We start from the raw sequence: 16,416 nt of genomic DNA, 5'->3' as shown, positions 1-16,416 counted from the left end.
GGAAGTAATGCTTGCCCAGGTCAACGCCGATCAACGACACCGCATCCATGATGGTCCCCAAAAAGAACAATCCCCACTCAGCGTAGTCCGCTGTGTGGGGATCGGGCTGACCATCTCATTAAAGCCCATAACGATCGCTCGTTATGGGCTTTTTCTTCGGGGCGGGCGCGTTGAGCGCCGCGCCCCGAATCGGGTTTAGTTGCGGTTGCCGCCGAAAATGCCGAGCAGCGCCAGCAGGTTGACGAACACGTTGTACAGATCCAGGTAGATCGCGAGTGTGGCGGTGATGTAATTCGTTTCGCCGCCGTTCACGACACGCTGGACGTCGAACAGCATGTAGGCCGAGAAAATCACGATGGCCATGACCGACACCGTCAGCATCAGCGCCGGCAGATGCAGGAACACGTTCGCGACCGAGGCGAGCAGCAGGACGATCACGCCCATGAACAGCCACTTGCCGAGACCGGAGAAGTCGCGCTTGCTGACCGTGGCGATCGTTGCCATGGCTGCGAAGATCACACCAGTGCCACCAAAGGCGAGCATGATCAGCGACGGGCCGTTAGAAAAACCGAGCACGAAACTCAGGATGCGCGACAGCATCAGGCCCATGAAGAACGTGAAGCCAAGTAGCACGAACACGCCGACGGCGCTGTCTTTGGTCTTCTGGATGGCGAACATGAAGCCGAAGGCGATCGCGAAGAACGCCAGCATGCTCATGGCCGGGCTGGTGGCGGCGAACAGCGAGAAACCGGTGGCGACGCCGACCCACGCGCCGAGCACTGTCGGAATCATGGACAGCGCCAGCAGCCAGTAGGTGTTCCGTAGCACGCGGTTGCGCGTTTCGACCGTGCTGACCGCGCCATTGCGGCCAAAGCTATACGGATGATCGTTCATGGTCTCTCCTTACCTCAGAAGCGTGTTGCGTATGGTTGTGCGGCGGGTTGGGGTGTGCGGTGCGCAGCGCCGGTGGACATTCATTCCGCTGGTCGCGAGGCTCACATCCCTAAGATTGGCGCAAGGGCAGGGAGTTTCAATGCCCTTAACTTGTCCATGACGCCTACGCTACCAGTATTCCGAAACTCCTGCTTGGAGTCTTTCAATGCTGTAAGGGTTCAATCGCAATCATACACGGGAACATGCTACAATTGCGGATTCATTTGAATCTGTAACCTCTTAATTTTTTGGAGTTTTTATGGCGATCGAACGCACCCTGTCGATTATCAAGCCGGACGCAGTGGCCAAGAACGTGATCGGTCAGATCTACACCCGTTTCGAAAACGCGGGTCTGAAGATCGTGGCATCGCGCATGGTTCACCTGTCGCGCGCAGACGCAGAGAAGTTCTACGCCGTGCACGCTGCACGTCCGTTCTTCAAGGACCTGGTCGACTTCATGATCTCGGGCCCGGTGGTCGTGCAAGCGCTCGAAGGCGAAAACGCCATACTGAAGCACCGTGATCTGATGGGTGCAACGGACCCGAAGAAGGCGGAAAAGGGCACGATCCGCGCCGACTTCGCAGACAGCATCGACGCGAACGCAGTGCACGGTTCCGACGCGCCGGAAACGGCAGCAGTTGAAATCGCGTTCTTCTTCCCGCAAGTGAACGTCTACTCGCGTTAAGCCGGTCCGCAAAGCCCGGAAAGCCGGGCTCGCCGGGTGCGGTTCGTGCAGCCGATCTGATTTATCGCACGAATCGCCTGGCAAAGTAGTAAGGTAAAAGCAGCAGGAATGGGCGCGAACGGCATTGCGTTCATGCAGCTTGTTGCATGAACGTAGTCTCGCACTGAAATGGCAGGATTCGACATGACGAGCAGTCCCACCGTCAACCTTCTCGACCTCGACGCCCAAGGGCTAGTCGCCTATTGCGACAGCCTGGGCGAGAAGCCGTTTCGCGCCAAGCAATTGCAGCGCTGGATCCACCAATACAACGCTGCCGATTTCGACGGCATGACCGATCTGGCGAAGTCCTTGCGCGAAAAGCTCAAAGGGCGCGCCACGATCTCGATGCCCGGCATCGTCAGCGACCATATTTCGACCGACGGCACACGCAAGTGGCTGATCGACGTCGGCAACAGTAACGCGGTCGAAACCGTATATATCCCCGAAGAAACCCGCGGCACGCTGTGCGTGTCCTCGCAGGCGGGCTGCGCGGTGAACTGCCGCTTCTGCTCGACCGGCAAACAGGGCTTCTCCCGCAATCTCACTACCGGCGAAATCATCGGCCAGCTGCGCATGGCCGAGTTCGCGCTGCGCGCTTCGCGCGGCGGGGACGGCGGCCGCGCCACGGGCGGCGACGGCAAGGGCGAGCGGGTCGTGACTAATGTCGTGATGATGGGCATGGGCGAGCCGCTGCTCAATTACGACGCGGTCGTGCCGGCCATGCGCCTGATGCTCGACGACAACGCCTACGGTTTGTCGCGCCGGCGCGTCACGTTGTCCACCTCGGGCGTCGTGCCCATGATGGACCGGCTCGGCGCCGATCTGCCGGTGGCGCTGGCGGTTTCGTTGCATGCGCCGAGCGATCCGCTGCGCGACATGCTGGTGCCGCTGAACAAGAAGTATCCGCTGCGCGAATTGATGGCGGCTTGCCAGCGCTATCTGAAGGTCGCGCCGCGTGATTTCATTACGTTTGAATATTGCATGCTCGACGGCGTGAACGACAGCGAGGCGCAGGCGCGCGAGTTGCTCGCCGTTACGCGCGACGTGCCGTGCAAATTCAACCTGATTCCGTTCAATCCGTTCCCTGAATCGGGCCTCATCCGCTCGAAGCCGGAGCAGATCAAGCGGTTTGCACAGGTGTTGATCGACGCGGGCGTCGTCACCACGGTGCGCAAGACACGCGGCGACGATATCGATGCTGCCTGCGGTCAGCTGGCCGGTGCGGTGCAAGACCGCACGCGCCTTGCTGAACGCACCGGGAAGGCGGCGAAGATTATCGAGGTTCGGGCCGTGTAATCGCCACCGGCGGCGGGTGCCGGCGCAGAGCGGAAAGCTCCGTGAAAGCGCAAAAGCCCGCCATGCCAGGGCGATTGAAAAGAAAGTTTGCAGAAGCGATCGGAAGCGGCACACAAGGCCGCACATTTTGTTATAAACGGTCTGCGATTCTGACGTGAGCTTCGAGCCCGTCCAGATTGCACCAGTGAAAAAAGAATCGACGCGAAAGGATTTGGGATGAGTGAGCCGCAGCACCCGCAGCCGCAGGACACAGACACGAACGAAGGCCATCCGGAGCCAGTCGCCCGGGCGGTGGTGCAGCCTGTTGCGCAGCCTGGTATGGATTCGTTGGCAGCGGTGGGCGCGCGCTTGACCCAATTGCGTGAATCGAAGGGCTGGACGATCGACGACGTGTCCGCACGTCTGAAAGTGTCCGCCATCAAGCTGCGCGCGCTCGAGTCGGGCGATATCAGCCATTTGCCGGACACGACGTTCGCGCTGGGTGTGGTACGTAGCTACGCGAAGATGCTCGGTGCGGATCCCGCGCCGTTTACCCAGGCTCTGCGCCGCGAGAAGGGTGTGCCCGCGCCGGATCTGTCCATGCCGGCGTCGTCAGGTAAGGATTTGCCGCGTGGCCGCGTGTCGCTTTCGCTGGGTGGCGGCGGGCAAAAGAGCCGCTCCTGGCTGTGGGGCGTGGCCGCGGTGATCGTCGCGGTGATCGCGCTGGGCATGTGGCATACCAACGGCGGCGATTCGTCTGCCTGGCTTGCCCGGTTGAAGGCAAGCGCGAATGGTGTCGCCGGCGGCGCGACCGGTGCGTCGGGCGCGGTGGCGCAAGGTCAGCCGGCGAGTTCGGAGGCAACGGCGGACGAGACGGCTTCCGCGCCGCAGACGGAAGCGCAGGCGCAGCAGGCCCAAACACAGGCCGCAGATGACAACGCGGCGTCGGCCACGCCGATGCCCGCGCCGCTGGCCACAGGAGCGGCGCCGGCTTCGGTGGCTGCTTCGGCGTCGGCGTCGGCGCCGGCCGTCACGGCTGCGGCAGCCGCACAGAAGCCCGGCTCGGCGGTCAAGGCCGCGGCAGCGCCGGGCGCGAGCTCCCCGGCGGTGATCGCGGGTGCAGCGTCGGCGGTAACGGTGGCGCCGGCCGCGGGTGAGGCGATCGTCGCGTTGCGCGTGACGCAGGACAGCTGGTTCAGCGTGCGCGGCAAAGATGGCAAGGAGGTATTCTCCGGCCTCGTGCACGCGGGCGACACCAAGGAAGTGACGGGTGAGGCGCCGTTCAAGGTCACGGTCGGCAACAAGGCCGGCCTCGACTCGCTGACGCTCGATGGCGAGCCGGTCGATCCGGCGAAATATGCGGCAGCCAAGGGCAACGTAGCGCGCTTCGCGCTGCCTTGACAGATACGGTATGCGCCGCGGCCAACCGGTCCGCGGCGCTTTTTCAATTCAGGCGTTGCGTCTTTTGTGTGGCGCCTGCGGCGTAAATGGGTTTTTCGATGCAATCCGAAGCTCAATCCCAATCCAGTAGCAAGATTGTTTCCAACGAGCCGGTGTTCGGCGGGCACGCGCCGCGGCGCAAGTCGCATGCGGTCGACGTCCGTTGGGGCGGCCAGCTCGTGACGATCGGCGGCGACGCGCCGGTGCGCGTCCAGTCGATGACCAACACGGACACCGCGGACGCCATCGGCACCGCGATCCAGATCAAGGAACTGGCGCAAGCCGGCTCGGAACTGGTGCGTATCACCGTGAACACGCCGGAGGCGGCTGCAGCCGTGCCGCACGTGCGCGAACAGCTCGACCGCATGGGCGTGTCGGTGCCGCTCGTTGGCGACTTCCACTACAACGGCCACCTGCTGCTGCGCGATTACCCCGCGTGCGCGGAGTCGCTGTCCAAGTACCGGATCAATCCGGGCAACGTGGGCCACGGCGCGAAGCGCGACACGCAATTTGCGCAGATGATCGAGGCGGCGGTCAAGTACGACAAGCCGGTGCGTATCGGCGTCAACTGGGGCAGTCTCGATCAGGACCTGCTCGCGAAGATGATGGACGAGAACGCCGCGCGCTCCACGCCGTGGGAAGCGCAGAGTGTGATGTACGAAGCGCTCATCCAGTCGGCGATCGGCTCGGCGGAGCGGGCGGTGGAACTCGGCCTGTCGCGTAACCAGATCATCTTGTCGTGCAAGGTCAGCGGCGTGCAGGACCTGATCGCCGTGTACCGTGAGCTCGCGCGCCGTTGCGATTTCGCGCTGCATCTGGGCCTGACCGAAGCGGGCATGGGCTCCAAAGGTATCGTGGCCTCGACCGCTGCGCTGTCCGTGCTGCTGCAGCAGGGCATTGGCGACACGATCCGCATCTCGCTCACGCCGGAACCGGGCGCATCGCGTACCGGCGAGGTGATCGTCGGCCAGGAAATCCTGCAGACCATGGGTCTGCGCTCGTTCACCCCCATGGTGATCGCGTGTCCGGGTTGCGGCCGTACCACCAGCACGCTGTTCCAGGAGCTGGCCTCGCAAATCCAGACCTATCTGCGCACGCAGATGCCGGTATGGCGCGATCAGTATCCTGGCGTCGAAAAGATGCACGTCGCCGTGATGGGGTGCATCGTCAACGGTCCGGGCGAGTCGAAGCAGGCCAACATCGGTATCAGCCTGCCTGGCTCGGGCGAGAACCCGGCCGCGCCGGTGTTCATCGACGGCGAGAAGGTGAAGACGCTGCGCGGCGATAATATCGCGCAGGAATTCCAGCAAATCGTGAGTGACTACGTCGAGCGCCGCTATGGCCGCGCCGAAGCACTCAACTAATCACCGGCTATCGAAATACAGATGACTGAACAGAAGAAAAAGCTCGACAAGCTGTCCGGCGTGAAGGGCATGAACGACATCCTTCCGCAGGAAGCCGGGCTGTGGGAATTTTTCGAATCCACCGTCAAGTCCATGCTGCGTTCGTACGGATACCAGAATATCCGTACGCCGATCATTGAACATACGCAGCTGTTCAAGCGCGGCATCGGTGAAGTGACCGACATCGTCGAGAAAGAAATGTACAGCTTCACCGACGCGCTGAACGGTGAAAACCTGACCATGCGCCCGGAAAACACGGCGGCGGTGGTGCGCGCGGCGATCGAACACAACATGCTGTACGACGGCCCGAAGCGCCTGTGGTACATCGGCCCGATGTTCCGTCACGAGCGTCCGCAGCGCGGCCGCTATCGTCAGTTTCACCAGGTCGGCGTGGAAGCGCTGGGCTTTTCCGGTCCGGACGCCGACGCTGAAATCATCATGATGTGCCAGCGTCTGTGGGACGACCTTGGCCTGATGGGCATCAAGCTCGAGATCAACTCGCTGGGTCTTGCCGAAGAGCGCGCGGCCCATCGCGTCGAGTTGATCGCGTACCTCGAAAAGCACATGGAGTTGCTCGACGAAGACGCGAAGCGCCGTCTCTATACGAACCCGCTGCGCGTGCTGGACACGAAAAATCCGGCGCTGCAGGAAGTCGCGCAGAACGCGCCGAAGCTGATCGATTTTCTCGGCGAGGAATCGCGCGCTCACTTCGAAGGTCTGCAGCGCATCCTGAAGGCGAACAACGTTCCGTTCACGATCAACCCGCGTCTGGTGCGCGGCCTCGACTATTACAATCTGACCGTGTTCGAGTGGGTGACCGACAAGCTCGGCGCGCAGGGCACCGTCGCGGCCGGCGGGCGCTACGACCCGCTGATCGAACAGCTGGGCGGCAAGCCCACGGCGGCATGCGGCTGGGCCATGGGTATCGAGCGAATCCTCGAATTGCTGAAAGAAGAACAGCTCGTGCCTGAAGACGAAGGTTGCGACGTGTACGTGGTCCATCAGGGCGACGCGGCGCGCGAGCAGGCCTTCATCATCGCCGAGCGTCTGCGCGACACGGGGCTCGACGTGATCCTGCATTGCAGCGCCGACGGTCAGACGGCCAGCTTCAAATCGCAGATGAAGCGTGCCGACGCGAGCGGCGCCGCCTTTGCGGTGGTGCTGGGCGAGGATGAGATCGCCAATGGCACGGTCGGCGTGAAGCCGCTGCGCGATACAAATGCTAACGGCGGTAAAAGCGAGCAACATAACGTGCCCGCCGAAGACTTGACCGAATTTCTAATCAATGCGATGGTTGCAACCGCCGAAGACGGCGACGACTGATCGCGCCGTTGTCGAGCCTGCCGGCTCGACAAGCACACGTATCAAGAACGAGGAAATCGCCGGGCAATGAGTTACCACGACGAACAAGAATCGATAGAAAGTCTGAAGGCATGGTGGACGCAGTGGGGTAACGCGACCACGTGGATCGTGCTGGTGGTTCTGGTGGCTGCGGCCGGCTGGAACGGCTGGAATTTCTGGCAGCGTCGCCAGGGAGCGGAAGCCGCTGTGCTGTATGACCAGGTGCAACAGGCTGTTGCATCGGGCGACAAGGCGAAGGTCACGCGCGTCGCCGGCGACATGGAAGACAAGTTCAGCGGCACCGCCTACGCGCAGATGACCTCGCTTGCGGCCGCCAAGGCGCTGTACGCCGCGGGCGATGAAGCCGGCGCGAAGGCGCAGCTGCAATGGACCATCGATCACGCGAAAGACGACGAGTTCAAGCAGATCGCCAAGCTGCGCCTCGCTTCGCTGCTGCTCGACGACAAGGCCTACGATCAGGGCCTCGCGCTGCTTGCCGAGCCGCAGTCCGACGCGTTCAAGGGCCTCGTGGCGAACGGCCGTGGCGACCTGCTCGCCGCACAAGGCAAGCGTGATGACGCGCGCGCTGCCTACAAGCTCGCGCTCGACTCGCTGTCGAAGAACGACAGCTCGGCACGCCAGCTGATTCAATTCAAGCTGGACGCGCTGGGCGGCTGATCGCTGCTTGCAGCGCGCCGCATGCTACGACCAACTGGTCTCTTTTAATCAATTTCCTGAATGCTTCGTCCACCGATGAATCTGCTGAAACGTTACGCTGTGCCCGTTGCCTGTGCGATGACCGTCCTCACCATGGCGGCATGCTCAGCCACGAAAGACGAGCGCCGCGAGCCGACGCCACTCACCGAGTTCAAACCCGTGCTCGATGTGCAGCAGGCCTGGAAGTCGAGCGTGGGCAAGGCGGGCCGCTATCTGTTCTCCCCGGTGGCGGTCGGCAATGCGGTGTATGCGGCCGGCGAAAACGGTTCGGTTGCGAAGATCGACGCGCAAACCGGTAAGGACATCTGGCGCGTCAAGCTGCACGACGACCTCTCGGCGGGCGTGGGCAGCGACGGCACGCTGACGGCAGTCGGCGGCCTGAAGGGCGATGTCTACGTGCTCGGCGCGGACGGCAAGCAGCTGTGGACCGCCAAGGCACCGGGCGAAATCATCTCGCCGCCGCTGGTCGGCAACGGCCTCGTGGTGGTGCGTACGGTCGACGGCCAGATCGTCGCGTTCAACGCGCAAACCGGCGAACAGAAGTGGAACTACCGCAACCGCGCGGTGCCGCTCAATCTGCGCGTGTCGTCGGCTATGACGTTCGCGGGGGACGCCGCCGTGCTGGCCGGATTCCCCGGCGGCTCGTTCGCTGCGATCAACCTGCAGACGGGCGACAACTACTGGCAAACGCCGGTGTCGTACCCGAAGGGCGTGACGGAAGTGGAGCGCATCAACGACGTGACCGGTCCGCCCACGTTGGTCGGTTCGGAAACCTGCGCAGTGACGTTCCAGGGCCAGATTGGCTGCTTCGACGCGAATTCGGGGCGTGCGCTGTGGGAAAAAGCGTTCTCGAGCACGAGCGGTCTGGCGCAGGATGACCGCGCCGTGGTGGCGGCAGACGACTGGTCGGTGGTCTCGGCGTTCGACGCCAACAGCGGCGCGCCGCTGTGGAAGAACGACAAGCTGAAGAACCGCGAACTGAGCGTGCCGTTCCTGCTGGGTCATGCCGCTGTGCTGGGTGACTACCAGGGTTACGTGCACTTTCTGTCGCGCGACGACGGTACGCTCGTGGCACGGGTGAAGACCGACGGCAGCGCGATTACGGCGGCGCCGGTGCTCGCCGGCGAAACGCTGGTGGTGCTGACGCACGACGGCGACCTGTACGGCTACCGTCCGCGCTGATCGCGCAGACGTTACGGGTTGCCCCAGCGCTGTCGCGCGTGCAGGCCGGCTTTGCCGGCCGCGCGCGTTTTTGCCAGGTTGTTATTGTTGGACTGAGTAAATAGAAGTATTCCGCCGGACTGGCCGGTTACCGAACCGGTCTGCGAGTCGCCGAGCAGGAAAGCCAGAAACTGGCGGCTCATTGGCGCCGCCCCATACGGCCAAACCCCCGTCCTCCCGGATGTGCATATTGACAGCGCATTTGGGACTGGCCGAATTCGTGATAATTTGCGTCAAACGCCGCCGTGTGGCGGCCGCATGGCGTCGCAACGTGAGCGGTCGATCTCGACCCCGCGTTTCACCGTGAACAACATCAGATGAAACCCGTTATTGCCCTAGTTGGGCGCCCCAATGTGGGGAAATCCACGCTATTCAACCGGCTCACGCGCTCGCGTGACGCGCTGGTTGCCGACCTGCCCGGTCTCACGCGCGATCGCCACTATGGCGAAGGGCGCACCGGCGAGCGGCCGTATCTGGTCGTCGATACCGGCGGTTTCGAGCCGGTCGCGAAAGACGGCATCCTGCACGAAATGGCGCGCCAAACCCGCCAGGCGGTCGAGGAATCGGACATCGTCGTGTTCATTGTCGACGGCCGAAACGGCCTCGCGCCGCAGGACAAGTCGATCGCCGACTACCTGCGCAAGACCGGCCGGCCGATCTTCCTCGTCGTCAACAAGGCTGAGGGGATGAAGTACACCACGGTCGCCGCCGACTTCTACGAACTCGGTCTCGGCGACCCGCGCGCGATTTCGGCCGCGCACGGCGACGGTGTCACCGAAATGATCAACGAGGCGCTCGGCGTGGCGTATGCCGGCCAGCCGGAAGAAAGCGACGAAGAGAAAGCAGCGCGCGGCGTGAAGATCGCGATCGTCGGCCGTCCGAACGTGGGCAAGTCGACGCTGATCAATGCGCTGGTGGGCGAAGAACGCGTGATCGCGTTCGACATGCCGGGCACCACGCGCGATTCGATCTACGTCGACTTCGAACGTCAAGGCAAGCCGTACACGCTGATCGACACGGCCGGATTGCGCCGCCGCGGCAAGGTGTTCGAGGCGATCGAGAAATTCTCGGTGGTGAAAACGCTGCAGTCGATCTCGGACGCGAACGTCGTGATCCTGCTGCTCGACGCGCGCCAGGACATCTCGGAGCAGGACGCGCACATCGCCGGTTTCGTGGTGGAGCAGGGCCGCGCGCTGGTGGTAGGCGTGAACAAATGGGACGGTCTCGATTCGCATGTGCGCGAACGCACCAAAGCGGACCTCGAGCGCAAACTAAAATTTCTGGACTTTGCCAAGTTCCACTTCATTTCCGCCGCGGAAAAAACCGGAATTGGTCCGTTGATGCGCTCGGTCGACGACGCCTACACGGCCGCCATGGCCAAGCTGCCGACGCCGAAGCTCACGCGCGCGTTGATCGACGCCGTCGAATTCCAGCAGCCGCGCCGGCGCGGGCCGGTGCGTCCGAAGCTGCGCTACGCGCACCAGGGTGGACAGAATCCGCCGATCATCGTGATTCACGGCAATGCACTCGACGCGATCACCGAAACGTACAAACGCTACCTTGAAAACCGCTTCCGGGAAACTTTCAAGCTGACTGGGACTCCATTGCGAATAGAGTTCAGATCATCGACGAACCCTTACGCGGACAAAGGCTGAAACCCGCGTGTGTGTTGGGTTTGGGCGTACGGCCCATGCCCTCGCGCAAAAATGAAAATCGGCTATAGTGTAGCGGTTGAAGGCGGATCTCTTTTTCTTCGCCATCAATTCAGTCAACCTGCAAAAAAATACGGAGTTTGCTATGAGCAACAAAGGGCAATTGTTACAAGACCCGTTTTTGAACGCACTGCGTAAAGAGCACGTGCCGGTGTCGATCTACCTGGTCAACGGCATCAAGCTTCAAGGGAACATCGAATCGTTCGACCAGTACGTCGTGTTGCTCCGGAATACGGTCACCCAGATGGTCTACAAGCACGCAATCTCGACGGTCGTGCCTGCCCGTCCGGTGAATTTCCACCCGGATTCCGAACAGTCCTAAACCCCCGTCGCGGCCGGCGTAGCGTCGCCCGTTGGCGATTACTCCCGGCCGCCTCACTTTGATACCCTCCAATTTGATCAATGCAGCGCTTGTCGGCATCGACTTCGGTAAGATCGATTTCGAAGCCAGTCTTGAAGAACTCAGCCTGCTCGCGCAAAGCGCGGGCGCGAATCCCTTAGTCACCCTCACCGGGCGCCGGTCCAGCCCCGACGCGAAGATGTTCGTCGGCAGCGGCAAGGCCGAAGAATTGCGTCTTGCGTGTGAGGCGAACGACATCGAACTCGTCATTTTCAACCATGCTCTGGCTCCGGCGCAGCAGCGCAATCTGGAGCAGGCGCTTAACCGGCGCGTGGTCGATCGCACCAGTCTCATCCTCGACATTTTTGCGCAGCGCGCCCGCAGCCACGAAGGCAAGCTGCAGGTGGAACTCGCGCAGTTGCAGTACCTGTCGACGCGGCTGATCCGCGCATGGACTCACCTTGAGCGGCAAAAAGGCGGTATCGGCTTGCGCGGCCCTGGCGAAACCCAGCTCGAAACGGACCGCCGCTTGATCGGCGAACGCATCAAGGCGCTCAAGACGCGCCTGGACAAGCTGCGCCGCCAGCACGGCACGCAGCGCCGCGCGCGCACCCGCAATCAGACCATGTCGGTGTCGCTGGTCGGTTATACGAACGCCGGCAAATCCACGCTCTTCAACGCGCTCACCAAGGCTCAGGCGTACGCCGCCGACCAGCTGTTCGCCACGCTCGATACAACATCGCGACGCGTCTATCTCGGCGATGAAGCGGGGCAAGTGGTGGTGTCCGATACGGTCGGTTTCATTCGTGAGCTGCCTCACCAACTGGTGGCGGCATTTCGCGCCACGCTCGAGGAAACTATTCACGCCGACCTGCTGCTGCACGTGGTCGATGCGTCGAGCGCGGTGCGCCTCGACCAGATCGATCAGGTGAACGAGGTGTTGCACGCAATCGGTGCGGACACGATCCGGCAGGTGCTGGTATTCAACAAGATCGACGCGGTGCCGGAGTTGGCGGCCCGTGGGGACGCGGTTGAAAGGGACGAGTATGGTAATATTTCGCGCGTCTTTTTGAGCGCGCGCACGGGGCAAGGGCTGGATACACTGCGCGCTGCCATCGCTGAAATCGCTACTGCCGAACCTCTTCCCGAAACGCTGCTCGATCTCCCGGAAGAAGACCGGCCGGCAGCACCGCGCGACGACCGCAAGGTTCCAGAACTCGGGCACTGACCCGTTCCAATTGCACTGACCCGCTGTCTACTCTGGTGAACGAACACAGGTGAACGATTACAACGAGCGGAGTATCTGGCTGCGCATGCGCGCCATGCTTTCACTGAACGATCCGCGCTGGGGCCGTGGCGACGGCAATGGCGACCGGCAGCGTCCGAACGACCCCAAGCGTCCGCCGGCGCGAGACGGTGAAGGCCCGCCCGATCTCGACGAGATGTGGCGCGATTTCAACCGCCGTTTGAGCCGCGTGTTCGGCCGCAAGGGTGGCGGTGCGGGCGGCGGCGGTCCGGACAATGGCCGCGGCGCGCGCATTGGCGTGGGCATCGTGATCGGTGTGCTGATTGCCATCTATCTGGGCAGCGGCGTGTTCGTCGTACAGGACGGGCAGGCCGGCGTTGTGATGCAGTTCGGCAAATACCGCTACACGGCCGGGCAGGGTGTGCACTGGCGTCTGCCGTATCCGTTCGAAGCTCATGATCTCGTCAATGTCGGCCAGATCCGTCAGGTGGAAATCGGCCGCAACAACGTGGTGCGCCTCGCGAATGTGAAAGACGCGTCAATGCTGACGCACGACGCGGATATCGTCGACGTGCGCTTTGCGGTGCAGTACCAGGTGAAGAATCCGACCGACTATCTGTTTCGCAGCGTCGATCCCGATCAGAGCGTGACGCAGGCCAGCCAGGCGGCGGTGCGCAGCATTGTCGGCTCGCGCAGCACCAATGACATTCTCTATCAGGATCGCGAAACAATTCGTCAGCAACTGATGGCGGCGATCCAGCGATCCCTGGATGAATACCAGTCGGGCCTCGCCGTGACCGGGGTGACGATTCAGGGCGTGCAGGCACCCGACCAGGTGCAGGCCGCGTTCGACGACGCCGCGAAAGTCCGTCAGGAAAACGAGCGCGCGAAGCGCGACGCTGAGGCTTATGCCGCGGATCTGCTGCCGCGCGCGCAAGCCGACGTGGCGCGCCAGATCGATGAAGCGAAAACTTACAGCGACAAGACGGTGGCTCAGGCCCAAGGCGACGCCGATCGCTACAAGCAGGTCTACGCGCAGTACTCGAAAGCGCCCGCCGTGATCCGCGAGCGCATGTATCTGGAAACCATGCAGCAGATCTACTCGAATACGACCAAGGTGTTTGTGGACAGCAAGAGCGGCAACAACGTGCTGTATTTGCCGCTCGACAAGCTGGTCGAACAGACCCGCCAGCGGGTGGCCGACGCCGCAGCCGCTTCGGGTGTGGCGGCCGCCGCCGCGCCGCAAGCGGGGAGCAGCGCCGTCTCGCAAGCGGCTGTGTCGCCGGTCGCGCCGTCTGCCGCCGCGAGCGGCAACGCAGCCTCCGCGCCCGCCGCAACCAGCGCACCCGCCAGCCAGGCCGCCGCCGGCAGCGACGCGCTGCGTTCACGCGACTCCTTCCGCAGCCGTATGCGCGAAGACGACGTTCAATAAGGGGCGCACGACATGAACAAGATCATTGCGCTCGTCGTAGCCGTCGTCATCCTGCTGTTTGCCGCTTCGTCGATGGTGTTCGTCGTCGATCAGCGCCATATGGCCGTGCTGTCCTCGCGCGGCGACACCGCGCCGAACCTGCTTGGCCCGGGGCTGCACTTCAAGTTGCCGCCGCCGCTGCAATCGGTCTCGCTGGTCGACAACCGCATCCAGTCGCTCGACGCGCCGGACGAAGACCGCTACGTGACGTCCGACAAAACCGATCTGCTGGTGAATCCGGTCATCAAGTACCGCGTGACCGATCCGCTGAAGATGCTTGCCGAAACCAAGGGCGACGTCCAGAGCCTGCCTGACCGGCTGGCGTTGCTGTCGCGCGGCGCACTCGGCGACGCATTCGCGAAGGTCACGCTGACCGACGTGCTCGGCAAGCAGCAGGCTATCGCCGACGAAGCGCGTGGTGCGATGGACAAGGCAGCGGCCTCGCTCGGCGTGTCGGTGGTCGACGTGCAGTTGACGCGTGTCGATTTCCCCGCGTCGATGGCCGACTCCGTCTACAAGCGGATGATCGCCGCCCGCCAGCAGGTCGCGGCCGACGAACGCGCGAAGGGCGCGGCCGAAGCCGACAAGATCAAGGCGGACGCGCTCGCCCAGCAGCAGGCGGTGCTCGCGGACGGTTATCGTCAGGCGCAGGCCATCAAGGGCGAGGGCGATGCCAAGGCAGCGCAGATCGCCGCCGATGCGTATGGCAGCGACCCGCAGTTCTACCAGTTCTATCAAAGCATGCAGGCGTACCGGAACACCTTCAAGCCAGGCGACGTGATTGTGGTCGATCCGAGCAGCGAGTTCTTCCGCTTCATGCGTAGCCCGACCGGCGGCACCGCCCCGGACGCTCCCGCGGTCTCGCGTAAACACTGATTTCCGGAACGCCGCGGCATTCGCATCGCGGCCCTTCTTTAGCATGGATATAGCCGGCTCGTTATTGCTCGCGATCGCGTTGATGCTGATTATCGAGGGGATGTTCCCCTTCGTTTTTCCGAGTGCGTGGCGCGACACGTTCCGTAAAATAGCGGAACGGCCCGCGCACCAGATTCGCGTCGGCGGCCTGATCGTCATGGTGCTTGGACTGATCCTGCTGTTTATCGTGACCTGAAGGGACAAGCCGAGGCAGCGCCATTGCGGCGCGCCACGGCCCGCAGCGTTCGAGTGCGATCGCGCCGCCGTACGTTGGCGCGCGGCCGGCCGAGTGCCGTAACGTGCCGCACCGCTTGTGACCGCGGATCGGAAAACGTAGTAGCAGGTCGTCCGGACGCCTGCGATAACCGCCAGAATCAAGCCGCCACCCGCCATTCATATTCATTTACCGGCGCACCCAGCCGCCGTGTTCAACGTCGTAGGACTGTATCGATGTCGACCTGGTTACTTCCCGAGAATATTGCCGACGTGCTGCCGTCGGAGGCCCGCAAGATCGAAGAGTTGCGGCGCCATTTGCTGGACCGTTTCCGCTCGTACGGTTACGAGATGGTCATGCCGCCGCTGCTCGAGTACATCGAGTCGCTGCTCACCGGCGGCGGGCACGATCTGAATCTGCGCACCTTCAAGCTGGTCGATCAGTTGTCCGGGCGCACGCTCGGTCTGCGCGCGGACATCACGCCGCAGGTTGCGCGTATCGACGCGCACCTGCTGAATCGCCAGGGCGTGACGCGTCTTTGCTACGCGGGCAATGTGGCGCATACGCGGCCGCGTGGCCTGCACGCCACGCGCGAGCAGATTCAGATCGGCGCGGAAATCTATGGCCACGCCGGTCTCGAAGCCGATCTGGAAATCCAGCAGTTGATGCTCGACGCGCTGCGTTTGGCGGGTCTCGCGAAGGTGCGCCTCGATCTGTGCCACGCCGGCGTGCTCGCCGCGCTGATCGAAGCCGAACCGGCCGCGGCCGAGCTTGGCCAATCGCTCTATGACGCATTGGCGGGCAAGGACGTGCCGCGCCTCGTCGAGCTGACCGCCAATCTCTCGCCAGTGATCCGCGACGCGCTGCGCGCGCTGCCCACGCTGTACGGCGATGCCTCGGTGCTCGAAGAAGCCCGTGCGCGCCTGCCGAACGCGCCGGCCATCGCCCGCGCGCTCGACGATCTGGCGTTTCTCGCGAGCCAGGTGGATGGCGCCGAAGTCATGATCGACCTCGCTGATCTGCGCGGCTATGCGTACCACAGCGGCGTGATGTTCTCGGCGTATGTGGACGGCGTGCCCAATGCGGTGGCGCGCGGCGGCCGTTACGACCACGTCGGTCAGGCCTACGGCCGGGCGCGTGCGGCAACGGGCTTCTCGCTCGATCTGCGCGAAGTGGCGCGGATCTCGCCGGTCGAAGCACGCAGCAGCGCGATTCTCGCGCCGTGGCAGCACGACGACGCGCTGCGCGTCAGCGTTGTCGCGTTGCGCGATGCCGGCGAAGTGGTGATTCAGGCGCTGCCCGGCCACGAGCACGATCTCGATGAATTCGCATTCGACCGCGTGCTGGTCGAACGCAACGGCGCATGGGTCGTCGAACCGCGCTCATAAGGCGCATTCCCACAGACTCGCCCGAGAGCCATTTCGCGGGCAGGTCAAACGGTGTCGAAAGCGGCGTCGAACGTGT

The 16,416-nt window shown here is 63.2% G+C and carries 17 protein-coding genes; 15 read left to right on the top strand and 2 right to left on the bottom strand.

Annotation, left to right across the window (positions count from 1 at the left end; genetic code table 11):
• A partial coding sequence (locus tag A6V37_RS41925; RefSeq protein ID WP_207547580.1) for a hypothetical protein occupies nucleotides 1-199 on the top strand: 199 nt, incomplete at its 5' end.
• Here the strand turns inward: A6V37_RS41925 and A6V37_RS32210 are convergent.
• Nucleotides 196-894 carry a Bax inhibitor-1/YccA family protein gene (locus tag A6V37_RS32210; protein ID WP_064266080.1) on the bottom strand — a complete coding sequence of 233 codons (699 nt, stop codon included), beginning with the start codon at nucleotides 892-894 and terminating at the stop codon, nucleotides 196-198. The two genes, A6V37_RS41925 and A6V37_RS32210, sit on opposite strands and share 4 nt — an antisense overlap.
• Nucleotides 895-1,192: 298 nt before the next feature.
• On the opposite strand from A6V37_RS32210, the gene ndk reads away from it, so the two are divergent.
• The 7 genes from ndk to bamB all read left to right on the top strand — a co-directional run bounded on the left by ndk (nucleotide 1,193) and on the right by bamB (nucleotide 9,015).
• Nucleotides 1,193-1,618, top strand: a complete 426-nt coding sequence (gene ndk, locus A6V37_RS32205; RefSeq protein ID WP_007181343.1) for a nucleoside-diphosphate kinase — start codon at nucleotides 1,193-1,195, stop codon at nucleotides 1,616-1,618.
• 183 nt (nucleotides 1,619-1,801) lie between these two features.
• Nucleotides 1,802-2,953 (top strand): dual-specificity RNA methyltransferase RlmN, encoded by a 1,152-nt coding sequence (gene rlmN / locus A6V37_RS32200; RefSeq protein ID WP_064266096.1) that lies wholly within the window; start codon nucleotides 1,802-1,804, stop codon nucleotides 2,951-2,953.
• 216 nt (nucleotides 2,954-3,169) lie between these two features.
• Nucleotides 3,170-4,333, top strand: a complete 1,164-nt coding sequence (locus A6V37_RS32195; RefSeq protein WP_064266079.1) for a helix-turn-helix domain-containing protein — start codon at nucleotides 3,170-3,172, stop codon at nucleotides 4,331-4,333.
• Nucleotides 4,334-4,419: 86 nt separating this feature from the next.
• Entirely contained in the window at nucleotides 4,420-5,736 is a 1,317-nt protein-coding gene (ispG, locus tag A6V37_RS32190; protein WP_064266078.1) for a flavodoxin-dependent (E)-4-hydroxy-3-methylbut-2-enyl-diphosphate synthase, read from the top strand.
• Nucleotides 5,737-5,757: 21 nt separating this feature from the next.
• The gene (gene hisS / locus A6V37_RS32185; protein ID WP_064266077.1) at nucleotides 5,758-7,098 is read left to right on the top strand and encodes a histidine--tRNA ligase; all 1,341 of its coding nucleotides are present in this window, start codon (nucleotides 5,758-5,760) and stop codon (nucleotides 7,096-7,098) included.
• Nucleotides 7,099-7,164: 66 nt separating this feature from the next.
• A complete protein-coding gene (locus A6V37_RS32180) occupies nucleotides 7,165-7,794 on the top strand; it encodes a YfgM family protein (RefSeq protein ID WP_064266076.1) in 630 nt (209 codons plus the stop codon).
• A gap of 75 nt (nucleotides 7,795-7,869) precedes the next feature.
• Nucleotides 7,870-9,015, top strand: a complete 1,146-nt coding sequence (bamB, locus tag A6V37_RS32175) for an outer membrane protein assembly factor BamB (RefSeq protein WP_064266075.1) — start codon at nucleotides 7,870-7,872, stop codon at nucleotides 9,013-9,015.
• A gap of 11 nt (nucleotides 9,016-9,026) precedes the next feature.
• On the opposite strand, the gene A6V37_RS41030 is transcribed toward bamB, so the two are convergent.
• Nucleotides 9,027-9,197, bottom strand: coding sequence for a hypothetical protein (locus tag A6V37_RS41030; protein ID WP_157447919.1), 171 nt, complete (start codon nucleotides 9,195-9,197; stop codon nucleotides 9,027-9,029).
• A 174-nt stretch (nucleotides 9,198-9,371) separates the two neighbouring features.
• On the opposite strand from A6V37_RS41030, the gene der reads away from it, so the two are divergent.
• From der to A6V37_RS32140, 7 genes are all read left to right on the top strand, one after another.
• Entirely contained in the window at nucleotides 9,372-10,709 is a 1,338-nt protein-coding gene (der, locus tag A6V37_RS32170) for a ribosome biogenesis GTPase Der (protein ID WP_064286733.1), read from the top strand.
• A gap of 142 nt (nucleotides 10,710-10,851) precedes the next feature.
• Nucleotides 10,852-11,088 carry an RNA chaperone Hfq gene (gene hfq, locus A6V37_RS32165; RefSeq protein ID WP_006051315.1) on the top strand — a complete coding sequence of 79 codons (237 nt, stop codon included), beginning with the start codon at nucleotides 10,852-10,854 and terminating at the stop codon, nucleotides 11,086-11,088.
• Between the two features lie 31 nt (nucleotides 11,089-11,119).
• Nucleotides 11,120-12,334: a GTPase HflX gene (hflX, locus tag A6V37_RS32160; RefSeq protein ID WP_207547579.1), complete on the top strand. Its 1,215-nt coding sequence runs from the start codon at nucleotides 11,120-11,122 to the stop codon at nucleotides 12,332-12,334.
• A 49-nt stretch (nucleotides 12,335-12,383) separates the two neighbouring features.
• A complete protein-coding gene (gene hflK, locus A6V37_RS32155; RefSeq protein WP_064286732.1) occupies nucleotides 12,384-13,784 on the top strand; it encodes an FtsH protease activity modulator HflK in 1,401 nt (466 codons plus the stop codon).
• Nucleotides 13,785-13,796: 12 nt separating this feature from the next.
• Nucleotides 13,797-14,699, top strand: a complete 903-nt coding sequence (hflC, locus tag A6V37_RS32150; RefSeq protein WP_064266071.1) for a protease modulator HflC — start codon at nucleotides 13,797-13,799, stop codon at nucleotides 14,697-14,699.
• Between the two features lie 43 nt (nucleotides 14,700-14,742).
• Nucleotides 14,743-14,934 carry a DUF2065 domain-containing protein gene (locus A6V37_RS32145; protein WP_064266070.1) on the top strand — a complete coding sequence of 64 codons (192 nt, stop codon included), beginning with the start codon at nucleotides 14,743-14,745 and terminating at the stop codon, nucleotides 14,932-14,934.
• 254 nt (nucleotides 14,935-15,188) lie between these two features.
• Nucleotides 15,189-16,340 carry an ATP phosphoribosyltransferase regulatory subunit gene (locus A6V37_RS32140; RefSeq protein WP_064266069.1) on the top strand — a complete coding sequence of 384 codons (1,152 nt, stop codon included), beginning with the start codon at nucleotides 15,189-15,191 and terminating at the stop codon, nucleotides 16,338-16,340.
• The last annotated feature ends 76 nt before the right edge of the window (nucleotides 16,341-16,416 follow it).

Origin of the sequence: Paraburkholderia ginsengiterrae, from assembly GCF_001645125.1 — a bacterium.
Lineage (GTDB): Bacteria > Pseudomonadota > Gammaproteobacteria > Burkholderiales > Burkholderiaceae > Paraburkholderia > Paraburkholderia ginsengiterrae.
The sequence above is the reverse complement of the archived record's forward strand: the minus strand, read 5'-3'. Positions and strand labels throughout refer to the sequence as shown.